This is a genomic window from Oscillospiraceae bacterium (genome assembly GCA_025757985.1).
GTDB lineage: Bacteria > Bacillota > Clostridia > Oscillospirales > Ruminococcaceae > Gemmiger.
Window position 1 is genome coordinate 1476399 of record CP107210.1, and the last position, 19878, is coordinate 1496276.

General features: G+C 46.3%; 11 protein-coding genes. All 11 read left to right on the top strand.

The window, feature by feature from the left end; all coding sequences use genetic code 11:
• The first annotated feature begins 353 nt into the window (after window positions 1-353).
• The 11 genes from OGM67_07400 to OGM67_07450 all read left to right on the top strand — a co-directional run bounded on the left by OGM67_07400 (window position 354) and on the right by OGM67_07450 (window position 19829).
• Window positions 354-758, top strand: coding sequence for a hypothetical protein (locus OGM67_07400; protein UYJ36121.1), 405 nt, complete (start codon window positions 354-356; stop codon window positions 756-758).
• A 7-nt stretch (window positions 759-765) separates the two neighbouring features.
• Window positions 766-1023 (top strand): hypothetical protein, encoded by a 258-nt coding sequence (locus tag OGM67_07405; protein ID UYJ36122.1) that lies wholly within the window; start codon window positions 766-768, stop codon window positions 1021-1023.
• A gap of 183 nt (window positions 1024-1206) precedes the next feature.
• Window positions 1207-1563 (top strand): BlaI/MecI/CopY family transcriptional regulator, encoded by a 357-nt coding sequence (locus OGM67_07410; GenBank protein UYJ36123.1) that lies wholly within the window; start codon window positions 1207-1209, stop codon window positions 1561-1563.
• Between the two features lie 357 nt (window positions 1564-1920).
• Complete coding sequence (locus OGM67_07415; GenBank protein UYJ36124.1) at window positions 1921-2526, top strand: DUF1819 family protein; 606 nt, start codon at window positions 1921-1923, stop codon at window positions 2524-2526.
• On the top strand, window positions 2523-3092 hold the full coding sequence (locus tag OGM67_07420) for a DUF1788 domain-containing protein (GenBank protein ID UYJ36125.1): 570 nt from the start codon (window positions 2523-2525) through the stop codon (window positions 3090-3092). Before OGM67_07415 ends, OGM67_07420 begins: the two co-directional genes overlap by 4 nt.
• 26 nt (window positions 3093-3118) lie before the next feature.
• Window positions 3119-6736, top strand: a complete 3618-nt coding sequence (brxC, locus tag OGM67_07425) for a BREX system P-loop protein BrxC (protein ID UYJ36126.1) — start codon at window positions 3119-3121, stop codon at window positions 6734-6736.
• 33 nt (window positions 6737-6769) lie between these two features.
• Window positions 6770-10438 (top strand): BREX-1 system adenine-specific DNA-methyltransferase PglX, encoded by a 3669-nt coding sequence (gene pglX, locus OGM67_07430; GenBank protein ID UYJ36127.1) that lies wholly within the window; start codon window positions 6770-6772, stop codon window positions 10436-10438.
• 82 nt (window positions 10439-10520) lie between these two features.
• Window positions 10521-13037 (top strand): BREX-1 system phosphatase PglZ type A, encoded by a 2517-nt coding sequence (pglZ, locus tag OGM67_07435; protein ID UYJ36128.1) that lies wholly within the window; start codon window positions 10521-10523, stop codon window positions 13035-13037.
• Between the two features lie 12 nt (window positions 13038-13049).
• A complete protein-coding gene (locus tag OGM67_07440) occupies window positions 13050-16670 on the top strand; it encodes a helicase-related protein (GenBank protein UYJ36129.1) in 3621 nt (1206 codons plus the stop codon).
• A gap of 19 nt (window positions 16671-16689) precedes the next feature.
• Window positions 16690-19386, top strand: a complete 2697-nt coding sequence (locus OGM67_07445; GenBank protein UYJ36130.1) for a hypothetical protein — start codon at window positions 16690-16692, stop codon at window positions 19384-19386.
• Entirely contained in the window at window positions 19359-19829 is a 471-nt protein-coding gene (locus OGM67_07450; GenBank protein ID UYJ36131.1) for a hypothetical protein, read from the top strand. The genes OGM67_07445 and OGM67_07450 overlap by 28 nt, the downstream gene beginning before the upstream one ends.
• Window positions 19830-19878 lie beyond the last annotated feature (49 nt).

The window sequence follows — 19878 nt, forward strand, 5'->3', positions numbered from 1 at the left end:
AGTTCAAAGTACAAATTATCGGACAAGCGAGGATTTATAATAGAGTTGGCGATACTATGCGCTTGTATGGAAAATGTTGTGCTTAACCGTGCAAGTGTGTGAATACACATTTAACATCAAGTGCGTAAGAGTAGAAACCTCTGAATATTAATTGTTAACATTTTGTAAAATCGAAAAAATAGGCTCCAAAATTTCAGCCGATTTGTTCTCTTACCTTTTGAGGGGAAGTGACAAACGTGTGCCAATTTTGGAGCCTGTTTTTTATTATACTATGTCTGTTTGGCTCCGGAATGGCTCGTGCGCCTCCTCCTTTACTTGTTTTCCCCAAAAAACAAGTAAACGGAGGATGTATTATGATTCAGGATGAACTTCTGGCATTATACGATCAAATGTCTGACGAAGAAAAGAATGAGAATAGCGTTCTGAAGGGGCGCTTCACCAAGTACATTACGCGGCGGCTGGAGTGGCAAGCAATTCGCTATGCTGCCCATAAGAGGAAAAGTATTGTAACGATTTCACTTGATAATATTCTGGATGAGCCTCAAGATGAGCGTGCTGCCGAGATGTTCCGTGAAGTGGAAATCGAAGTGGCGCTTCAGCAGGGATTGCAGCGTTTGAAGCAGGAAGAAAAAGAACTGCTGGTGTATCTCTTGGCGCTGGATATAGGCAAAATCGCATTGCAAATTGATTGCTCTGTATCGAACGTCTACCGTAAGCGGAGGCGCCTTTCGAATAAGTTGGAAGGATTAAAAGGGTGACGGTGCAATGAATAGTTTTGATGAGCACTTTAAGGGCGCTAAAAATCATAATCAGGAGGACTTGAAGTGGTTGCTTTCCTGCTATTATGGGACGATGATGAACCTGTGCAACGAGTACAGCTATTTTGGTGATGAGGATTTGTTCGGTCTCATGCTGGAGTGGTTTTGGTGGGACTTCAATAAATTTTCCATCTATGCGGAAACTGATAAACAGGTACATAAACGTAAAAGAGGCCACTATGAAGAAAAGCGGAAGTGGCGGTAATAGCATATAGGCAAATATGTTGGTCTGAGCGCTGAATATCTGTTGCAAAGAGGTTTTGTAATAATGTCTTCCAATGTTGGACATATTTTAAGGTGATAAATATCACTTTGTTAAGTGATGCTGTTGACGTTTGACAGAAAATTTAATATGATAAACATATACAGCATTTATTGGGGGCAAATTATGGAAAATACTAGACCATTTCATATCACGAAAGCGGAAGATCAGATTATGAACATCCTTTGGAGCGTTAAGGAGCCATTATCTCAGCAACAAATTGTGATGGTGGCATCTGATAGCGGAGAGATGACATTTAAGGAACGATCCATTTTTACGTTACTAAATGGGCTGATGGATAAGGGAATGGTTCAAGAGGCTGGTTTTGTCCGTAGTGGTAAGACATACGCAAGAACTTTTCAGCCTACGATGACCCGCCCAGAATGGTATGCCAATGCTGTTTACAATTCTCTTGATGGAAAAGAAGCAAACGAGTTTTTACACATACTGCGGCGGCTCTTGAAAGAAGAACCAACTGAATAAGAGCATTGCCCTCTTCTCTTAGGGAGGAGAGGGCTTTTTATATGTAGTAACGCCTGATATTGATTTGTCAAATATATGCATAATGCCGAAATGATGAAATTACTGCTGAAAGTACAGACTATCGGACTGTCAAAAAGGTAGAATGTATATAGGCATAGAAAAAGCATCGTGGCGAATAATGAAGCATTTTGCGAAATATGTCAAATAACAGATGACATATTTATTGAAATTTGCTATAATTGCATTAGTGTAATTAGCAATATTTGAGTGATATGATACATGACCGATTCTGTATTGGCGGCAGTTTGTTGTACACAGTGATGATTTCGACTATTATGACCATTGTGAGAGTGCTTTATGGGTGGAATGAAAGATAAAGAACGCTTTTCTGCTGGGCTGGTTTCAAAACCGTTTTGGTTTTATGAATATAAGACCTACGCGGAACAATTGAATAAAGGATATACGACGGAAGAAATAAAAGCACAGGCTCTACAGATGAACTTGTTTCCGGCGGCAAAAGAATATCGCGTTAAAGAAATTCTCTCCTGCGTATCACGCCGAGTAATGCAATTCGAGCCAGAGTGGCGAGATGTTTTTATGCAACAGAGTATTTCTGGTCAAAAGCTGATGGTGTTGTTGTCAATTATGGCTGATGACAAACTGTTTTTTATGTTTATGTACCGGACATACAGGGACAAACTGATTATCGGTGCAGATCGTTTGGAATCTAGCGAAGTACTATCCTTCTTTAGGCTTATGCAGAACGCATCTGAGGAAATAAGTCAATGGAAGGATACTACAATTCGGAAGCTGTCCCAGTCGTACCGTAGACTGCTCAATGATGCAGGGCTTCTTATGGGTGAAAAAATCATTCCACCCCTGCCAAGTGTAGCGGTAAAGCGTTATCTGAAAGAGCATGATATGAGTGCATACTTACAAGCCATCACAGGAGCAGATGAATGAACACGGATCAGAAGTTAAATAAGCTCGATGACTTTCTACATACAATTTCCACAGAAACAACAACCGGACTCGGCGGTGAGGCTGGATATTATGTGTTCAGCTATGACCCAAAAGATGAAATGAAAGTCCGGCACTGGACTGCACGGGAAGTTGAAATGTTGCAAGAAAACCATCGGCCAGTGGTAGAGTTTGACCTCTATAAGATTATGACCACTCTGCTGGTAGATAAGCATCCCCGAAAAAAATATGAGGGGTTGGAGATGCGTTATGGTAGTATGACGCGCGTTGTCAACGCTGCTAATAGTGTATTGCACATCGGTCTGCCGATGGATCTTATGTTGAACTATATTGTGGAACACATACCAAAAGAAGATTCTATCATTCTTCTAACAGGTGTAGGGAAATGCTACCCACTTCTGCGTTCGCACAAAATCTTGAATGACCTGCATGATCGTCTGGCACAGGGAATCGTACTTATGATGTTCCCCGGCAAATACGAAGATGGTTATTTGTATCTCTTTGGAGAAGTAAAGGACGGCAACAATTACCGCGCGAAGCCTATCTAAAGGAACGCGTAATGGGAGGAACCGATATGAATATTGGTCAGATGTTTGCGAAACCAATCAACCGTGACATTAAACCGGTTGTTAAACCCGGTCAGGTTGATGACGCCACCGTCAAACTGGAACTTCAGGAATATGTTGTGACGCAGGAACTCCAAAAGCACTTTGCGGAATTTTTCTCAAATTATCGTTTGGGCATTGGGGCCAATACCGACCGCATTGGTGTCTGGATCTCCGGCTTCTTCGGAAGTGGTAAATCGCACTTTCTGAAGATGCTTTCCTATCTGATCGATGATGATGAGGTTGACGGCAAGCCAGCGCTCGACTATTTCATCGAGGACAACAAAATTGAAAGCCAAAAGGTGTTGGATGACATCCGTGCTGCCGAAAGCGTTGACACTGATGTTATCCTGTTTGACATTGCCTCCAAGAGCCGCACCAGCAGTGCAGCCAAGCGCGATGTCATCACAATGGTGTTTCTCCGTGCTTTCAATGAAAAGTTGGGCTATTCCTACCAGTATCCCCGTATGGCCGATTTAGAGCGTAAGCTGGATGCAGAGGGGAAACTCGAAAAATTCCGTGAGCGTGTTTGCGAGCTAACCTTTGAAAATTGGGAAGATGCTGTAGCCGGTATTGATATTGAGCAGGATGCTTTTGTTCAGGCGATGGTTGAGCAGGGTATTATGAGTGAGGATGCTGCTCGCAGCTGGTGTGACCGCGTAGGTGAAGAATACAGCATCAGCACTGAAGATTTTGCTAAGCTCGTGCAAAAGCATATTGAACGCAAGGGCAACGACCATCATGTTGTTTTCTGCGTTGATGAGGTCGGCCAGTACATTGGTGATGATTCCAATATGATGCTGGATCTCCAAGCGCTGGAGCATGACTTGGCGGGCAAATGCAAAGGCAAAGCGTGGATGCTCGTCACGGCGCAGGAAGCCATCGACAAGATTCAAGTTGTCAATGCAGTAGACTTCTCTAAAATTCAGGGGCGTTTTGATACGCGCCTGTCCTTGTCCTCCAGCGATGTGGCGGAGGTCGTTAAAAAGCGTATTCTGAAGAAGAACGCCGCAGCACAGGCAGAGTTGGAATCCATTTATCCCCAGAAAGTGGATGCCTTAAACACTATCGTCAAATTCTCCGGTGATATGCCGGAAATGAAACTTTACGAAAGCGCGGCAGATTTTGCGGACGTATATCCGTTTGTACCCTATCAGTTTAACCTGTTAGGTAAAGTATTGGATGCGGTTCGCCTGTTCAGCAGCCCCGGCAAGAACAGCTCCTATGGTGAGCGTTCGATGCTGAGTATGTATCTGAGCACTTCCAAAAGAATCCAGAACGAGGAAGAAGGCATTCTGGTTCCCTTCAGCGCGTTCTATCAGGGAATTTCGACACTGGTTGACCACGAGACCTCCATTGCAATTACCAACGCTCTGCGGAACAATTATCTGAACCCGGACCGCGAAGAAATCTGCTTCGAGGTCGAAGTGCTCAAAGTCCTGTTCATGGTTAAGAATGTTCAGGAGTTTAAGGCTCCCACCGTGCAGAACATTGCAACGCTGATGGCCTCCCGGATGGACGAGGACCGCTACCAGCTGGAAAAGCGCGTTGAGATTGCCCTGAAAAAACTGGTACAGCAGCAACTGGTGCAGAACCTCGGTGATAACTACATTTTCCTGACCAACGAGGAGCAGGAAGTCAACCGTGAAATCGCACAGCGTCAGGTTGAAGATTCCGAGATGAACCGTGAGCTGGCTTCTCTGATTTTTGATGAGAACTACCGCGCGGACAAGTACCGCTATCCCTATTTGAACGGCAGATACACCTTCGGCTTCAACCGCAAGATTGACGAATACGATGCCCTCTCCCGCCCGGACAATGCCGTTACCGTCAAGATCATTACTTCGCGCGGCGATGATGCAGACGAGAACCGCTTGAAGATGCTTTCTGCCGGTGAAAGCGGCGACCACACGATTTTTGTGCTGCTGCATGATGACACCCGCCTGAACAATGAGCTGCGGACCATGTTGCAGATTCAGAATTATCTGCGCAGCGGCACCGCCGGTCGTATTACCAAGTACCGGACGATTTGCGATGCCAAACAGGAGGAAGTCGAGGAACGCCGCCAGAACGTTAAAGTATTCTTAAAGCAGGCCCTCACGGAAGCGGATATTTTCGTGTACGGCACAAAGCTGCCCGGCAGCTCCCGCGACTTTGAAACCCGCCTGAACGATGCCTTTAAGCAGCAGGTGGAGCGCCTGTTCAACCACCTGACGGATATTGATAAGGCCGTATCAGAGCAGGATATTGGCAAGCTGTTCGCCGATATTGGGCAGTTGCACATGAGTGGTGCCGGTACCAATAACAGCCGCGCGCTGGAAGATATTCGCACCAAAATTGAGCGCAATTCTATGGCGCATACGGTCACTTCCCTGAAAACACTGCTGAACATTTTCACGAAAGAACCGTATGGATTCCTGCCGGTGGATGTGGAATGGCTTGTTGCACAGCTGTTTGTGGACGGCATTCTGACGCTGACGATGAACCATGAACAAATCAGCGCCGGCAGCAGAAACCCGCAGGAGTTCCAGCGTCTGTTTACGAGGGTGGAATTCCAAGAACGCCTGCTGTGCGATATTCGCAAGCACGCCACGGACAAGCAGAAACGCCTTGTCCGCGATATGATGCGCGACCTGTTCAATAAGGGCGTTTCGTCTGACGATGACGAGGATTTGATGCATGAGCTGCAAAGCGAATGCGATAAAATGCTTCGCAGTCTGAATGAACAGAAGTCGGCTTACGAAAGAGAGCCTTATCTGCCCGGCAAAACCACGGTGCAGGCTGGCGAAGCGCTGATGCTGGCGCTTACCATTCCGACCAATACGGATGCTTTCTATACCGCGTTGGAGGATGAGCAGGATAACTACCGCGATTTCAAGGAATCGTATGAGTACCTGCGGGACTTTTTCAACGGGGGGCAGATCAAAAACTTCCGCGAAGCCCATGCAGCCGTTGAACTGTACAAAAACAACCAGAGCCAGATTCACGATGACGAAGTGAAAAAGGCTGCGGATGCCATGAGCAAGATTCTGGCGATGGCAGAACCCTACGAAAAAATCCGCACCCTGTCTACCCTGCGCAGCGAGTTTATGGACAAGTACAATGCGCTGAAAGCGCAGGAAATTGCCCCGGCCAAGGATTATGTGGCAGGCTGCTATGACCGTATTCTCCAGTATCTTGACACCGACCAGTGCAAGCAGCGCTTCCAGTCGGCGGTGGAAGCCGAACGCGATGCGGCGGTGAGCAAGGTTGAAAATGTACAGAACCTGAATGATCTGGTGCTGCTGAAAGCCGATGCAAATACAAATAAGATTCAGTGGTTCAACAAAATCGACGACTACAAGAACGCGCAGCAGCCGGTGGTGCCTACACCGTCTCCATCCAGCAATCAAGGTGGTACGGCTCCCGCGCCGGTTCAGCCTACGCCGGTGGTTCGCCGCCGCGTTACGGTCAGCATTCAGGACGTGACACCGGCATCGTGGCAGATCAATACCACGGCAGAGCTGGACGATTACATTGAAAAGCTGCGCCGTGCGTTGGAGCAAAAGCTGAGCAATGGCGATACCTTGAACGTGGATATTTGGTAAGGATTTTCCGACAACAACGAAAAGAGGAACACTATGGAAAAGGCATCCCTTAAAAAATTTGCGGTGGACGCCCGCCGCAAGTTGATCGAAGATGTTAAATTCCAGCTGGGGCTGTATGGCATTACGGAAAACGGCATTCTGGAGCCGCAGACCGGCACGGACAGTGCGCTGATTTTTGACCTTGGCAACGGCAATACGCAGACCATCAAGGGTGAGCGCTATGTGAAGCAATACCGCAATCTGGTGGAGCATCTGCGCGGATTTTACGGTGCTGCCAACACCAAGCAGCAGCTTGACCAGTTTGCGGAGGAAATGGCCTACACATGGTTCAACCGCTTGATTGCCATCCGCTTTATGGAGGTCAACCGCTATATCCCGGTGCGTGTTCTTTCCAGCGAAATCAAGGGGCAGAATCTGCCGGATCTGGTTAAGTCTCCTTTCGCTGGCGATTTGGAGTTTGACGAGAACGAAAAACAGCAGATTTTTGCCTTGCAGGATGCGAACAAGGAGGATGACCTTTTCCGCTTCTTGTTCTTCAAGCAGTGCAATGATTTGAACCGCATCCTGCCCTATCTGTTTGAAAATCTAAATGGCGATGACAGCTTTTCGGAACTGCTGGTTGTTTTGAGCTTCAATGACCCCAACGGTGTGGTTTACCGCTTGGTCCATGATATAGACGAAGCGTGGTTTGATATTCACGCCAAGGGCGATGACGGTAATCCTGTCGGTCAGGTACAGGTTATTGGCTGGATGTACCAGTATTACAACACCGATCCCAAAGACAAGGTGTTTGCTGATTTGAAAAAGAATATCAAAATCAGCAAAGAGAACATTCCTGCCGCAACCCAGCTGTTTACCCCGGATTGGATCGTGCGCTACATGGTCGAAAACAGCCTTGGCCGCTTATGGTATGAGGGACACCCGGACTTTGATAAATCCGAGTGGAAATACTATCTGGATGAAGCGCAGCAGGAACCGCAGGTGGAGCAGCAGCTTGCAGAGATTCGCGCCCGATATGCCAACATTGAGCCGGAACAGCTGAAAGTCATTGACCCCTGCATGGGCAGCGGCCATATTTTGTGCTATCTGTTTGATGTGCTGATGCAGATTTATCTGGACAATGGCTACTCCCGCCGTGAGGCTGTGCGCTCTATTCTGGAAAACAACCTTTTTGGTCTGGACATTGACAAGCGCGCGGCACAGATTGCCTATTTTTCTGTGATGATGAAAGCGCGTGAGTATGACAGCGGCTTCTTTGACCGCAGCAAGATTCCGCAGCCCAAGGTGTATGATATTAAGGAGAGCAACGGTATCAACCGCAACCAGCTGAAATTCTTCGGCAATGGGCTTTCTGACTTTGAGCGCAATGAGGCGCGCTTGCAGCTGGAAGGGCTGCTGGATACGCTGACAGATGCAAAAGAGTACGGCTCCATTCTGAATATGGGCAGTTATAACTGGGACTTGCTGCGCAGCTGCGCGGATGTTGCCGGTGAAGATGCGCAGGTTTCGATGGAAAGTGTCGGACTAGAAAAAACTGTGGCTAGGCTGAAGCCATTAATTAATATTGGCGAAGCCATGGGCCAAAAGTATGATGTGGTCGTGACGAATCCGCCTTACATGGGGGGAAATTACTCCCCGGCACTTAGCAGTTATCTTAAAAAGAACTACTCGAATTCAAAAGCAGATTTGTTTGCGGTTTTTGAAGAACGCTGTATGGAGATGACTCGCGAAAAAGTCTCCATGGTTACACCGGAATCATGGATGTTTTTATATACCTACTTGGGCATCAGAGAAAATATATTCAATAATTTCATTATCGAGAATATTGTTCATCTTGGATTTAAGGCTTTTGATTGTGGCTTTGGAACAGCAGCCTTTGTGTTGGATAAACACAGGGTTAATGATTTCAAGGGAAAATACGACCGACTTGTGGGTTATGCAACAGCCGAAGAAAAGCAATTGAATTTCAATAACGCAAAAGATGTTTACGTGTCTTCAAATGAAATCTTTCGACAACTCCCCAATAAAATACTTGCATACTGGTGCAAAGAATCGTTTGCAAATGTCTTGGGTCACACTGCACCATTAGGAAATAGTGTTGAGTTAAATCCGGGAATAAAAACGGGAAATAACGATTTGTTTTTACGCTTGTGGTATGAAGTAGCGAAAAAGAAGACCGCATCAAAACCAACGCTACAAAGTCTTTCGACGAGTAAAAACAAGTGGTATTACTATAATAAGGGCGGCGGCTATCATAAGTGGTATGGTGGCTATGAGCACGTTGTAGATTTTGAAAATAACGCACTTAATATTCGAGCAACCATTAGTAGGGATACTTATCGGCTTCGAAATCCTGAAAATTATTTTGTAAAGGGAATTTTGTGGCCTCTTATTGGTAGTGATAAGTTTAGCTGCAGATATTTACCGGAAAATGTACTTAGTGATGTTGCGTCAAACACTATATTTTTCCATCGCGATTTCAATTATAACGTGATGGCGTTTATGAACTCATCTGTATTCAATTTGATATTGAATATGATAAACCCGACTGTTAGTTATCCGATTGATAGTATTTGGAAAGTGCCATATAAAAGCGAGAAAAGGCTAAATACAGATGATATTGTCAGACAAAATATAGACCTTGCAAAATCTGATTGGGACTCTTTCGAAACATCGTGGGACTTTGCCGAGCATCCGCTTGTAAAATGGTCACATGACCTGTGGGATTGTACGTCCATCGCCGCCACGATGGACTACTATTACAACGGCGAGCGCCCCGAAGTCTCCTGCCCGGTGGAGCTGTGCTATATGCTCTGGCAGGGCGAGTGCAATGACCGCTTCGCCAAGCTCAAAGCTAACGAGGAAGAACTCAACCGCATCTTCATCGACATCTATGGATTGCAGGATGAACTGACCCCCGAAGTCGAGGATAAGGACGTCACCGTGCGCAAAGCCGATTTGAGCCGCGACATCCGCAGCCTGCTCTCCTACGCAGTCGGCTGCATCCTTGGCCGCTACTCGCTGGATAAGCCCGGTCTTGCCTATGCCGGCGGTGAATGGGATGCCGGTAAATACTCCCGGTTCCAACCTGTGGCCGATAATGTGGTTCCCCTGTGCGATGAGGAATATTTCGGCGAAAATGACCTTGTGAACCGTGTTGTAGACTTCATAAAAGAAGTGTTCGGTGCAGCGTCGCTGGAAGAAAACCTTGCGTTCATTGCCAAGGCGTTGGGCAACAAGGGCAACACCAGCCGTGAAATCATCCGCAATTATTTCCTGAAGGACTTCTTTGCAGACCACTGCAAGATTTACCAGAAGCGCCCCATCTACTGGATGTTTGACAGCGGCAAGAAGAATGGCTTCAAGGCGCTGGTCTACCTCCACCGCTGGGATGCCGATACCACCGGCCGCGTCAACAACAACTATCTCAGTCCGCTGCTGCGCACCTATGCCCAGCAGATCGTGCAGGAAAACAACGTCATTTCTGCCAGCAGCGATGCCCGCACGGTATCGCTTGCCCAAAAGCGTCTGGATAAGCTGAAGTTACAGCAGGCCGAGTGCGAAAAGTACGAGAAGAATATCGCCCACCTTGCCGGTCTGCGCATCTCCCTTGACCTTGACGATGGTGTAAAGGTCAACTATGTCAAGGCACAGACCGCCGCCGATGGCAAAAACCTGAACGTGCTTGCACCCCTTAAATAACAAACCGCCGATACACTGGGGTGCAATTCTGCCTCCGGTGTATTGGTGTTTATACTACAAGATAAAGGAACGATGAACCCGCATGGCTAAAACGACACTGCGCCAGATAGAAGATCGCCTTCGGATTATGTTTACGCCGGGCGAACACCGCAAATTGGTGTTCTGGTACGATGAATCTGCCAGCTTTGAAGATGAGGTAGAGCAGCTGAACATCCCCGATGTGACGATCTACCACATGGAACCGAACACACAGTTCGCCACCAAATGGATGCTGGAACTGGAGCACCCGGACGAGAGTTTCCTGATTTATGCCCCCTACGCAAAACCCGCGCTGGAGGATAATCACCTTGCCGATATGCTGTTTTATTCGCAGGAGTATTCTACCGACAGGGTGACGATGATTGCGCAGGACTTCAATCTGGATGAAAGAACGAAGCTCTTTTTGAAGGAGCATATCAGCTTCTTTGCCGCGCAGGATCGTGCCAAGAAGTTTTACGATTTTGGCACACCGGTCTATACCGAGGACACCTTTGCGCTGGCAATGCTGGCCGTGCTGTGCAAATGCCCGCCGAAGCCGGAAGAAGTGGTGCGCAGCGTACTGCGCGGTTCCTTGGATGCCGAGAATGAATCGCTGCTGGCGTTTTCTAAGTTTGGGCTGGTGAGTGATTTTTGGCAGGTCTGCCGCCGTTTGTTCGGTTATAATCCGGCAGAAAAGAGCCTGAAGGATTTAGTGACGTGCCTGTTTGCCACCTATGCCGCCCACGCAATGGACATTGATGCCCCGGACGCATGGGGGGACCGCAGCCTGCCGGAGGAAGGCGAAGTGCTGGCTTTCCTTGACAGCATGATGAACTACCTGCCCGACCAGCCGCGCTTTGAAGAATTCTCCACCGTGGCCGCGCAGGAGCTGAACGCCATGCAGACGCTTGGGCAGTTGCAGCATACAAACCCAGATTTGTTGCTGGATTGCACGGTCTTTGATGCCGCCGAGGAACAGATCGGCAGCTGGATCATAAACCGCCTGCTGGAAGAAAACACGTCTGCCTGCCTCAAAGACCGCAGCATCAAACGCATCTGTGAGGAGCGCAGCAAGACGTATTTTGGCTCCAAGCCCGCCCGCGCAGAGCAGTACAGTCTTTTGGCGAACGCCTGCACCATTCTTGAAGCGCTGCACTTTGCACCGGTGGATGGCATTGACGCATTGGTTGCGCAGTATAAAGATACCGCGTGGCAGATGGATACCGCCTACCGCAAGTTCTATTTGAGCTATGGGAAGATCGAACGGACGCAGGACATCGAGAAGCTGCAATCGTTAGTGGAAAATGTGTACACCAACAACTTCCTTGACCCGCTGACGGTGCATTGGTGCCAGAGCCTGTCCCGCGACCTGACGACATTCCAGACCGAACGGCAGATTGCATTTTACAGCACAAACGTCAGCAGTGTGCGGGAACGCATCGTTGTGTTTATATCGGATGCCATGCGCTATGAAGTGGCACAGCAGCTTTTTGAGAAGCTGGCATTGGATGCCAAATGCGATGCCAAGTTGACCCCTGCAGTCAGCACAGTGCCGTCCTATACGCAGCTGGGCATGGCTGCGCTGCTGCCCCATGTCAGCTTGGAGCTTCAGCCGGACAGCACGGTGACGATTCTCGGCAAAAAGACAAACGGAACCGCAGCGCGTGAAAGCATTTTGCAGGCATCCGACAAAAATAACAGCTGCATCCAGTTCGACCAGATGCAGAATATGCGGCGCGATGACCTGCGCAGCTATTTCTCCGGCAAAAATGTGGTGTTTGTTTACCACAACCAGATTGACGCGCGCGGAGATGAGGCTCGAACAGAAAATGAAGTTTTCTCCGCCTGCGAAGAAGCCGTGGAGGAACTGTATAAAGAAATCCGCCGCCTGAGCGACAATGCAAACATCCGCCACTTTATTGTGACGGCGGACCACGGATTCCTGTACAAGCATGACCCGATTTTGGAGAGTGATAAGGTCATCAACCTGCCGCAGGCTGAAATCAAGAATAAGCGTTTTATCGTTTCAGACAGCACTGCGCCAATCGCCGGTGCAGTCGGCTATCCCTTGGGACAAGTTCTGAAAACCAAAGATACCCGCACGGTATATACGCCGCTGGGCAGCTCGATTTTCAAAATCGCCGGTGGCGGTCAGAACTATGTGCATGGCGGTGCATCGGTGCAGGAAATGGTGATTCCTGTATTGAACATCCGTACACAATCCGGTCGCGTGGAAACCACGAAAGCGGGTATTTCCCTGCTGCCCACACCGGAAGTTCTTATGGATCGCAGAGTTCCCCTGAAATTCTTGCAGTCGGATTTGGTGACGGACACAGTCCTGCCGGCAAATTATGAGGTCCGTATCGTAAACGAAATGGGCGATACCATTTCGACAAAGCGCACCATCGCAGCCGACAAACTGGCCGGTTGCCGGGATGAAGAACGGTATACTGATGTGGTGCTGACTTTGAAAAATAATCCGTATTCGCGCGAACGCAATTATTATTTCCTGCTGGTAGACAAGGAGACGGGAGAAACAGCCGAAAAGCGCCCGGTGAAAATCGACATCGTGAAACAGTGAGGAGTGTAAATCATGGAATACGCAACAGCTATTTCAAAAATGAATGAGTACCTCATTAAAGCCGCGCAGCTGTGCCGTAACTGGCTGGAGCCGCGCTTGAAAAGAATCGATTCACATGACTGGTGGCAAACTACGGTTTGCACCAACTTGTCTGATATGCAGTTGGAACAGGTGCAGCGCAACAATATAACTACACTTGACGGTCTTGATCTGCAAGCTTTGCTGCGTGTGATTCAGCGCAATTTGTACCCTCTTGGCAACTATGAGTATTTTACGAATTACCATGAAATGAAGGATGCCATCCGGCAGATGTTTCAGGTTCGTAATGATGTGGCACATACGACTTTGCTTGACTATTCGGAAGAGAAGATTAAAGTCGCTATGACAAGGTACATCAACTTTATGGAACTGTTCGATGGTGATAGAAGCGACATCAACGAAGCCAAGGAGTTCCGGGCTACACTTATTAACCCGGAGCATGCTAACCCTATCCGTATTCCGGAGCCAGTCAGCGTTCAGCCTAAACCAGCGGAGGTGCGTGTTGCAGCGCAGCCTGTAAAGGCAATGGCGCAGCCTTTTGCTGTGGGGACGATTGTTCACAAAAAGAGCGACCCCAGCCAGATGGGACCCATTATGCAAATCCGTGGTGAGGGCGACAAGGCAGAGTATAGTGTCTGGGTCAATAACAGGGTTGAGACTCTTTATGCCGACCAACTGCTGCTCAATGATGTAACCCCGAAGCGGTACAATGTCACCATTGATGAACTAAAGGTGCTTCTGACCGCACAGCAGCTTTGCAACCCGTCTAACGATCAGTTGTACTCCTTGAATGCGGCGCGTGTGGATTTTGTTCCGTATCAGTTCCGACCGGCATTGAAGATGATTCATTCCGAGCGTCCGCGCATTCTGGTCGCGGATAGTGTTGGTGTCGGTAAAACGATTGAGGCTGGACTGATTCTTCGCGAATTGCAGGCCCGTAATGAAGATTTTGAATCCGTTCTGATTATTTGCCCCAAGCCGCTGGTCGCTGAGCACAAGTGGCGTACCGAAATGAAACGGTTTGATGAGAACTTTACCGAGCTGGATGGTGTGACTCTCCGAGAAGCAATCAATGAATATGATAGAGAGGGCGAATGGCCGATGGCCATGCGCAAGATGATTCTGCCTTATTCGCTGATGACAAAGGAACTTCTCAATGGTAAGGGCAAGCAAAAAGGCTTGCTGGACTTGGAAGATCCTGTCCATTTTGATCTTGTTATCATAGATGAGGCACATCATATGCGCCATTCCAATACTGGCGCTTACAGGGTTGCACGCTATTTTACTGATAACGCTGATGCCGTTGTTATGCTGACCGCAACACCTGTGCAGACGGACGATGATGATTTGTATACGCTGCTGAACGCTTTGCGCCCGGATGTGATTCTGGATAAAAAGACCTTTAGGGAAATGCAGGAACCGAATGCGGAAATCAACGCGGCCGCACGACTGATTCGGCATCAGGCAAACAACTGGCGTTCCGAATCTGCTGAGCATTTAACTAATGCCGCGCAGACCAGCTGGGGTCGTAGTGTTATTGCAGAAAATCCAACTTACAAAAATGTGATGACACAGCTAAAAAGCGGAGAGACGCTTGATCGTACAGCGCGTATTGGTATCCTTCACGATGTTGAAGGACTGCACAGTTTTTCGGGAATGATCAACCGAACCCGCAGACAGGATATACAGAATGATTTCTGCGTGCGTCGTCCTCAAAGTATTTCTGTCAACTTTACCGCAGAACAACAAAAGCTGTATGATGCGTTGATGGACTTTGAATCTAATGCACTTAGCTATTTGCACAGCAGTGTTCCCCTAACATTTATGATGAGCACACTGATGCGTCAGGCGTCCAGCTGCATTTTTGGACTTGCACCGTTGCTTAAGGGAATGGTGAATCGGCGCTTGGCCGATGTTTTGTCTGATTATTGCGCCGAAGATGGGAACGTCTCGGTAGCTGATCTTGAAAACATCAAATTGGGCGGTCTTGAGGCTGATTTCCGCAAGATGGCGAATTATGTAATCGAATTGTCGGAAAATCTTCCTCAGACAGACGAAAAATTGGATCGTTTGTTTGAGGTGATAGAAAATAAGTCTCACCAGCCAAACAATAAAATTATACTGTTCAGTTCTTTCCGCCATACACTGCGCTACTTGGAGCAGCACCTTGTTGAGCGCGGCTATCGCGTGGCACAAGTAAACGGCAGCGTTAAAGACGAAGAACGCTTGGATCTCCGCAAACGATTTGAACTTCCAGCAGACAATGCTAATGCATTGGATATTTTACTGTTTACCGAGGTTGGTTGCGAAGGTCTGGATTATCAGTTCTGCGATTTTATGATTAACTATGACCTCCCGTGGAACCCGATGGCGATTGAGCAGCGTATTGGTCGTATTGATCGACGTGGTCAAAAGAGTGATACCGTTATCATTTGCAATATTGTAACCGAAGGAACCATTGATGCGAAAATCTATCACCGTTGCTTGGAGCGTATTGGTATTTTTGAAAACTCCATCGGTGAGTGCGCAGGCATTTTGGGCGATATGACCCAGCAAATCAACGAAGCAATTTTTGATTCTACGCTCACGCAACAAGAACGTGAAGAAAAGATTGAAAAAATTGCAGATAACGAAGTCTCCAGAGCAAGCGAGATGAAAAAGCTCGAAGATGAAAGCAAGGAACTGTTTGGCATTGACTTGTCTGGCTATGTAATGGATCGCAGTGTTACAGAAGCAGAAAATCCGTGGATTGGCGAAAGATATATTCAGGCGCTTGTGATTGACTACTTTAATAAAGTCCTTGGGGAAAAGAAAAATTACATTCAAGGCGATGGAGCGCATAAGGTTTTGACATTGAGTGGCGAGAATAGAGCCACACTAAAGCGGTTGCTTCGCAGTTCCGGTATGAAAAAATCGGAAATGTACAACCAATGGTTAGACTATCTAAAGGGAAACGATACGCGAGTTTCTGTGACCTTCGACCAAGAAGAAGCTGCACGTGATAGGAATGCCATTTTCTTCACCGCAGTGCATCCCCTTGTAAAAATGGCGGCGATGGAACTTCATAAAAAGCAAGAGGTCTATATACAGCTTTTTGTTAGCGCCAATGACTACCCTGTTAATTGCGGAGATTATCCGTTCTTAATAGAAGAACGGATAATCATCGGGATGCGAAAAGAAGTTCGGATTGTTCCTATCTCTGACATCAGCTTGTCGGCATCGGATTTTTGCGATTTATTGGAAACTGCAGATTATCGAGATGTTCCTGATGCGTGTGCAGAGAATCAATGGGAAAAGCTGTCTCGGTTAAAGCGTGAGCAATGGCAGCAGGCTGTTACTCAACTCAAGGCAGACGTAAGGGAAAAGTGTGATTACCGCCGTGCAGCCGTTTTGAAAAGTTATCAATTCCGAAAAGAGGATTTGACGGCGAGAATTCAAAATGTAGCAGATGCCAATATTTTGCGTATGTACAAGAGTCAGCTTAGCAGTCTTGAGGATGAGAAGAACGAAAGGCTAAAGGAATTGTCCGATATTCAGGAACGTGCAACTGTAGAAGAAAACACCTTGGTGAAGGGCATTATTACTGTCTGCTGATTGAATTTGAGGAAGTACTATGGGAGATTTATTTGCTGAAATTCGAAAACAGCACATTGAAGATTATGGTTCAAAATTTGAAGAGTGGGCTCCACGCATTTTGGTGGATCAATATAGTGACCGGACGCATTTTATCTATGAGTTGATTCAGAATGCCGAGGATGCAGGAGCAACATATCTGACGTTTAATCTTTACCCTGATCGTCTTGTGTTGTGCCATAATGGAAAGCCGTTTACAGAAGCCGATATTCGAGGGATATGTGGTATACGGTCAACAAAGGATGAGCCGGACTCCGGTAAAATTGGAAGATTTGGCATTGGATTCAAATCGGTTTATGCGTATACCAAAACGCCAGCTATCTATTCTGGACAATATGCGTTTAGAATTCAAAATTTGATTCTTCCGTATGCCGAAAACAATATATCCTCTGAAGGGAATACAGTTCTCATTTTGCCATTTGACGGCAATGTGAATGCCGATGTCGCTAATTGTGATATTGAAATTGCCTTAAGAAAGTACATTTCTTCAGATGTTCTTTTCGCACTCCATAATATCAAAAAAATAGGTTGCAAGGTTTATCCAACTGAAGAAGAGTGGACCATTGTCAAGCAAAGTAATCCCCTATCTGAATTCGTCGATCACATTCATATTATTGAAGAGCCCTATAATGAAGAAAAAGAATTGCTTGTTTTCCATACAACGGACAGCCAGCCGATTTTAATAGGATATAGCTTGGCAGAAGCAGAAGATGGAAAAAAATATGTGATACCTGCTAATCAGCATTATCTTTATGTTTTTTTCCCAACATCTGTTGAAACACATTTGTCTTTTTATATCCATGCCCCGTTCTCTACTACACCGGCTCGCGACAATGTTCGCCATAATGAAATCAACAAAGTTCTTTCAAAACAGTTAAATCAATTGTTTGCCGATAGTATAAAATGGCTGCTTGAACACGGCTATGTAACGCTCAAGTTCCTTAACAATGTCTATCCACTGGAGGATGATTGCAGAGAAGAAACACTACAGGGACTTTACTACACCGGGAAAAAGTTGTTTGAAGAGGGCGTTCGGCTTTTTCAAACGGAAGATAATGATTATTGCTCAGTCCCAGAAGCCGTCCTGCCGTATGCAAAAAATATACCTGAAAGCATTACACAAGAGATATTGCAAAGTGAAAATGAAAATCGTGTTTGCTGGGTTAAAGCAGATGTTTGTACAGAGGCCTACGCACGGTTATGGGAATACTTGACGCATACATTAGGTATCAAGGTCTTGCGTTGGAGAGATGTTCTTCCAAAACTGGGTGCTGAAATACTTGAGAAACAATCTGATGAATGGCTCTTGCATCTGCTGGATGTTATTTATCCTACTTGCACTGGTTTCTTGAAGCTGAGGGATAAAGTAGATGCTCGTACAATTCCCCTTGTTCGCCTTCAAGATGGTAGACATATCTGCTGCCAGTATGAGGGCGTTGCGCAGGTTTATATAAATAATCCGATTTCTTGTAAAAACAAAATTCGAAATTCGATTCTTTACGATGAACGTGGGTATGAGTTTTATACAGACGCACTTGGAATTGGAGAGTACAATGCTGTTCAAGAATTGAAAGATGATGTGGTGTGCTTTTACGGGGAAGATTCAGAGGATACAGATATTCCTTTTGAAGACAATATTGAACATTTCTCGGTTATCAAGCGTGCGCTAAAGGAAAATGAAACAGAGGTTCGAAAGATTCTAAAAAATGTACCAATCGTACTGAGTAATGCAGGATGGATGCCACCTACAGCCTGCTATTTGCCTGATGAAATGGTAAATCGGACACCACAAGAGAGCCAGTTACTTCATGGGGTGAATTTGAAGTGGGTATCTGACAGATATAAGGAATATGTGGCAGCAGATGTATTCAAAAAAATCGGATGTAATGTAACTCTGAAGTCAATCCAAGTTGATAAAAGAAGCTATTTGGAATTGCTGTCGCAGTACAATCCTGATTTGTGTGTGAAGGTACGTGGAGCAATATTTAATAAAACCTACACTGAAATTATAGAAACCACTGAGCCAGAGATTTGGAATTGGTCGTTTGCGATTGATCATATTGGGGAATTGCTTTCGGAAGTATCGCTTGAAAAATCGCTTGAAATCGTTGATTACTTGGATGATGTCGTAAAAAGCCATCCACTATATGGCACTATGCGAGGAGCAAACGATAGAAATTTCAACGGAAAAAGTGTTGCAACACTTGGAAATATTCCGTCTGCATTAGCGGTAGCGTTGGAATCGGCAAAATGGCTATATGACGCTGATGGAACGGCAAAGATTGCTTCTGAGCTAAAACGTTCCGAACTTCACGCAGTCTATACTGGGCACGGTAGGAAATTGTTTGCGCAACTCAATTTTATCGAGGAAAATGAAGCAGTAGAGGCTGCCATTCAAAGCGTAGATACACCCTATCAGGATTTCGTCAGTACAATGCTGAAGAAACCCGATGAATTACGTTGGATGTATGAAGCCTATCAAAAGTTCCAGAAGAAGAAAATGAAGGAGGAACAGCAACCAAAATCTTTAATTCAAGTGCTGGAAAGTCAGAGCAGCGAACAGACGGAGATAGATGCTAATTCTGCACCAGATGATGAAACATTGGGTGAATATGGCGCTGTCCGAAATGTAAACCGTCGTGAAAAAAATTGGAAGAAAGCTTTCAGGAAGGCTTAGAGGGAACAACTGCGGTAGCACCGCGATTGCACTACGTTTACTCAGAGAGTAATCAGGGAGAAAAAGCTTTCTTGGCGGCACAATATTATGGAAAATGCCAAATCTGCGGAAAACAGATTTTTCGTAGTAATGGAAAGCCTTATTTTGAAGCCTGCAATATTCTCCCGACTAATGCTATTCCAGATAGGTACAAACATAGCATTTCAGAAGGTTGGAATTCTCTTTGTCTATGTCCTAACTGTGCTGCTGAATTTAAGTACGGAAAAAAGAATCTGTCTGAGCTTATTTCGATGATACAAGATTACCATGTGAAAGAAAATGACGAAAATTTGATTACCTGCAGGATAGAAATGCAGGGAGAACAAAGGACAATCAAATATACTGGAAAGCATTTCTTGGCACTGCAAAAAGCAATTGAGTATTATTCCGACGATGCTAAATGATGCCGCAGAAAATAAAGGCTCTGTGGGAAGAAAGGAGACACTATGATTG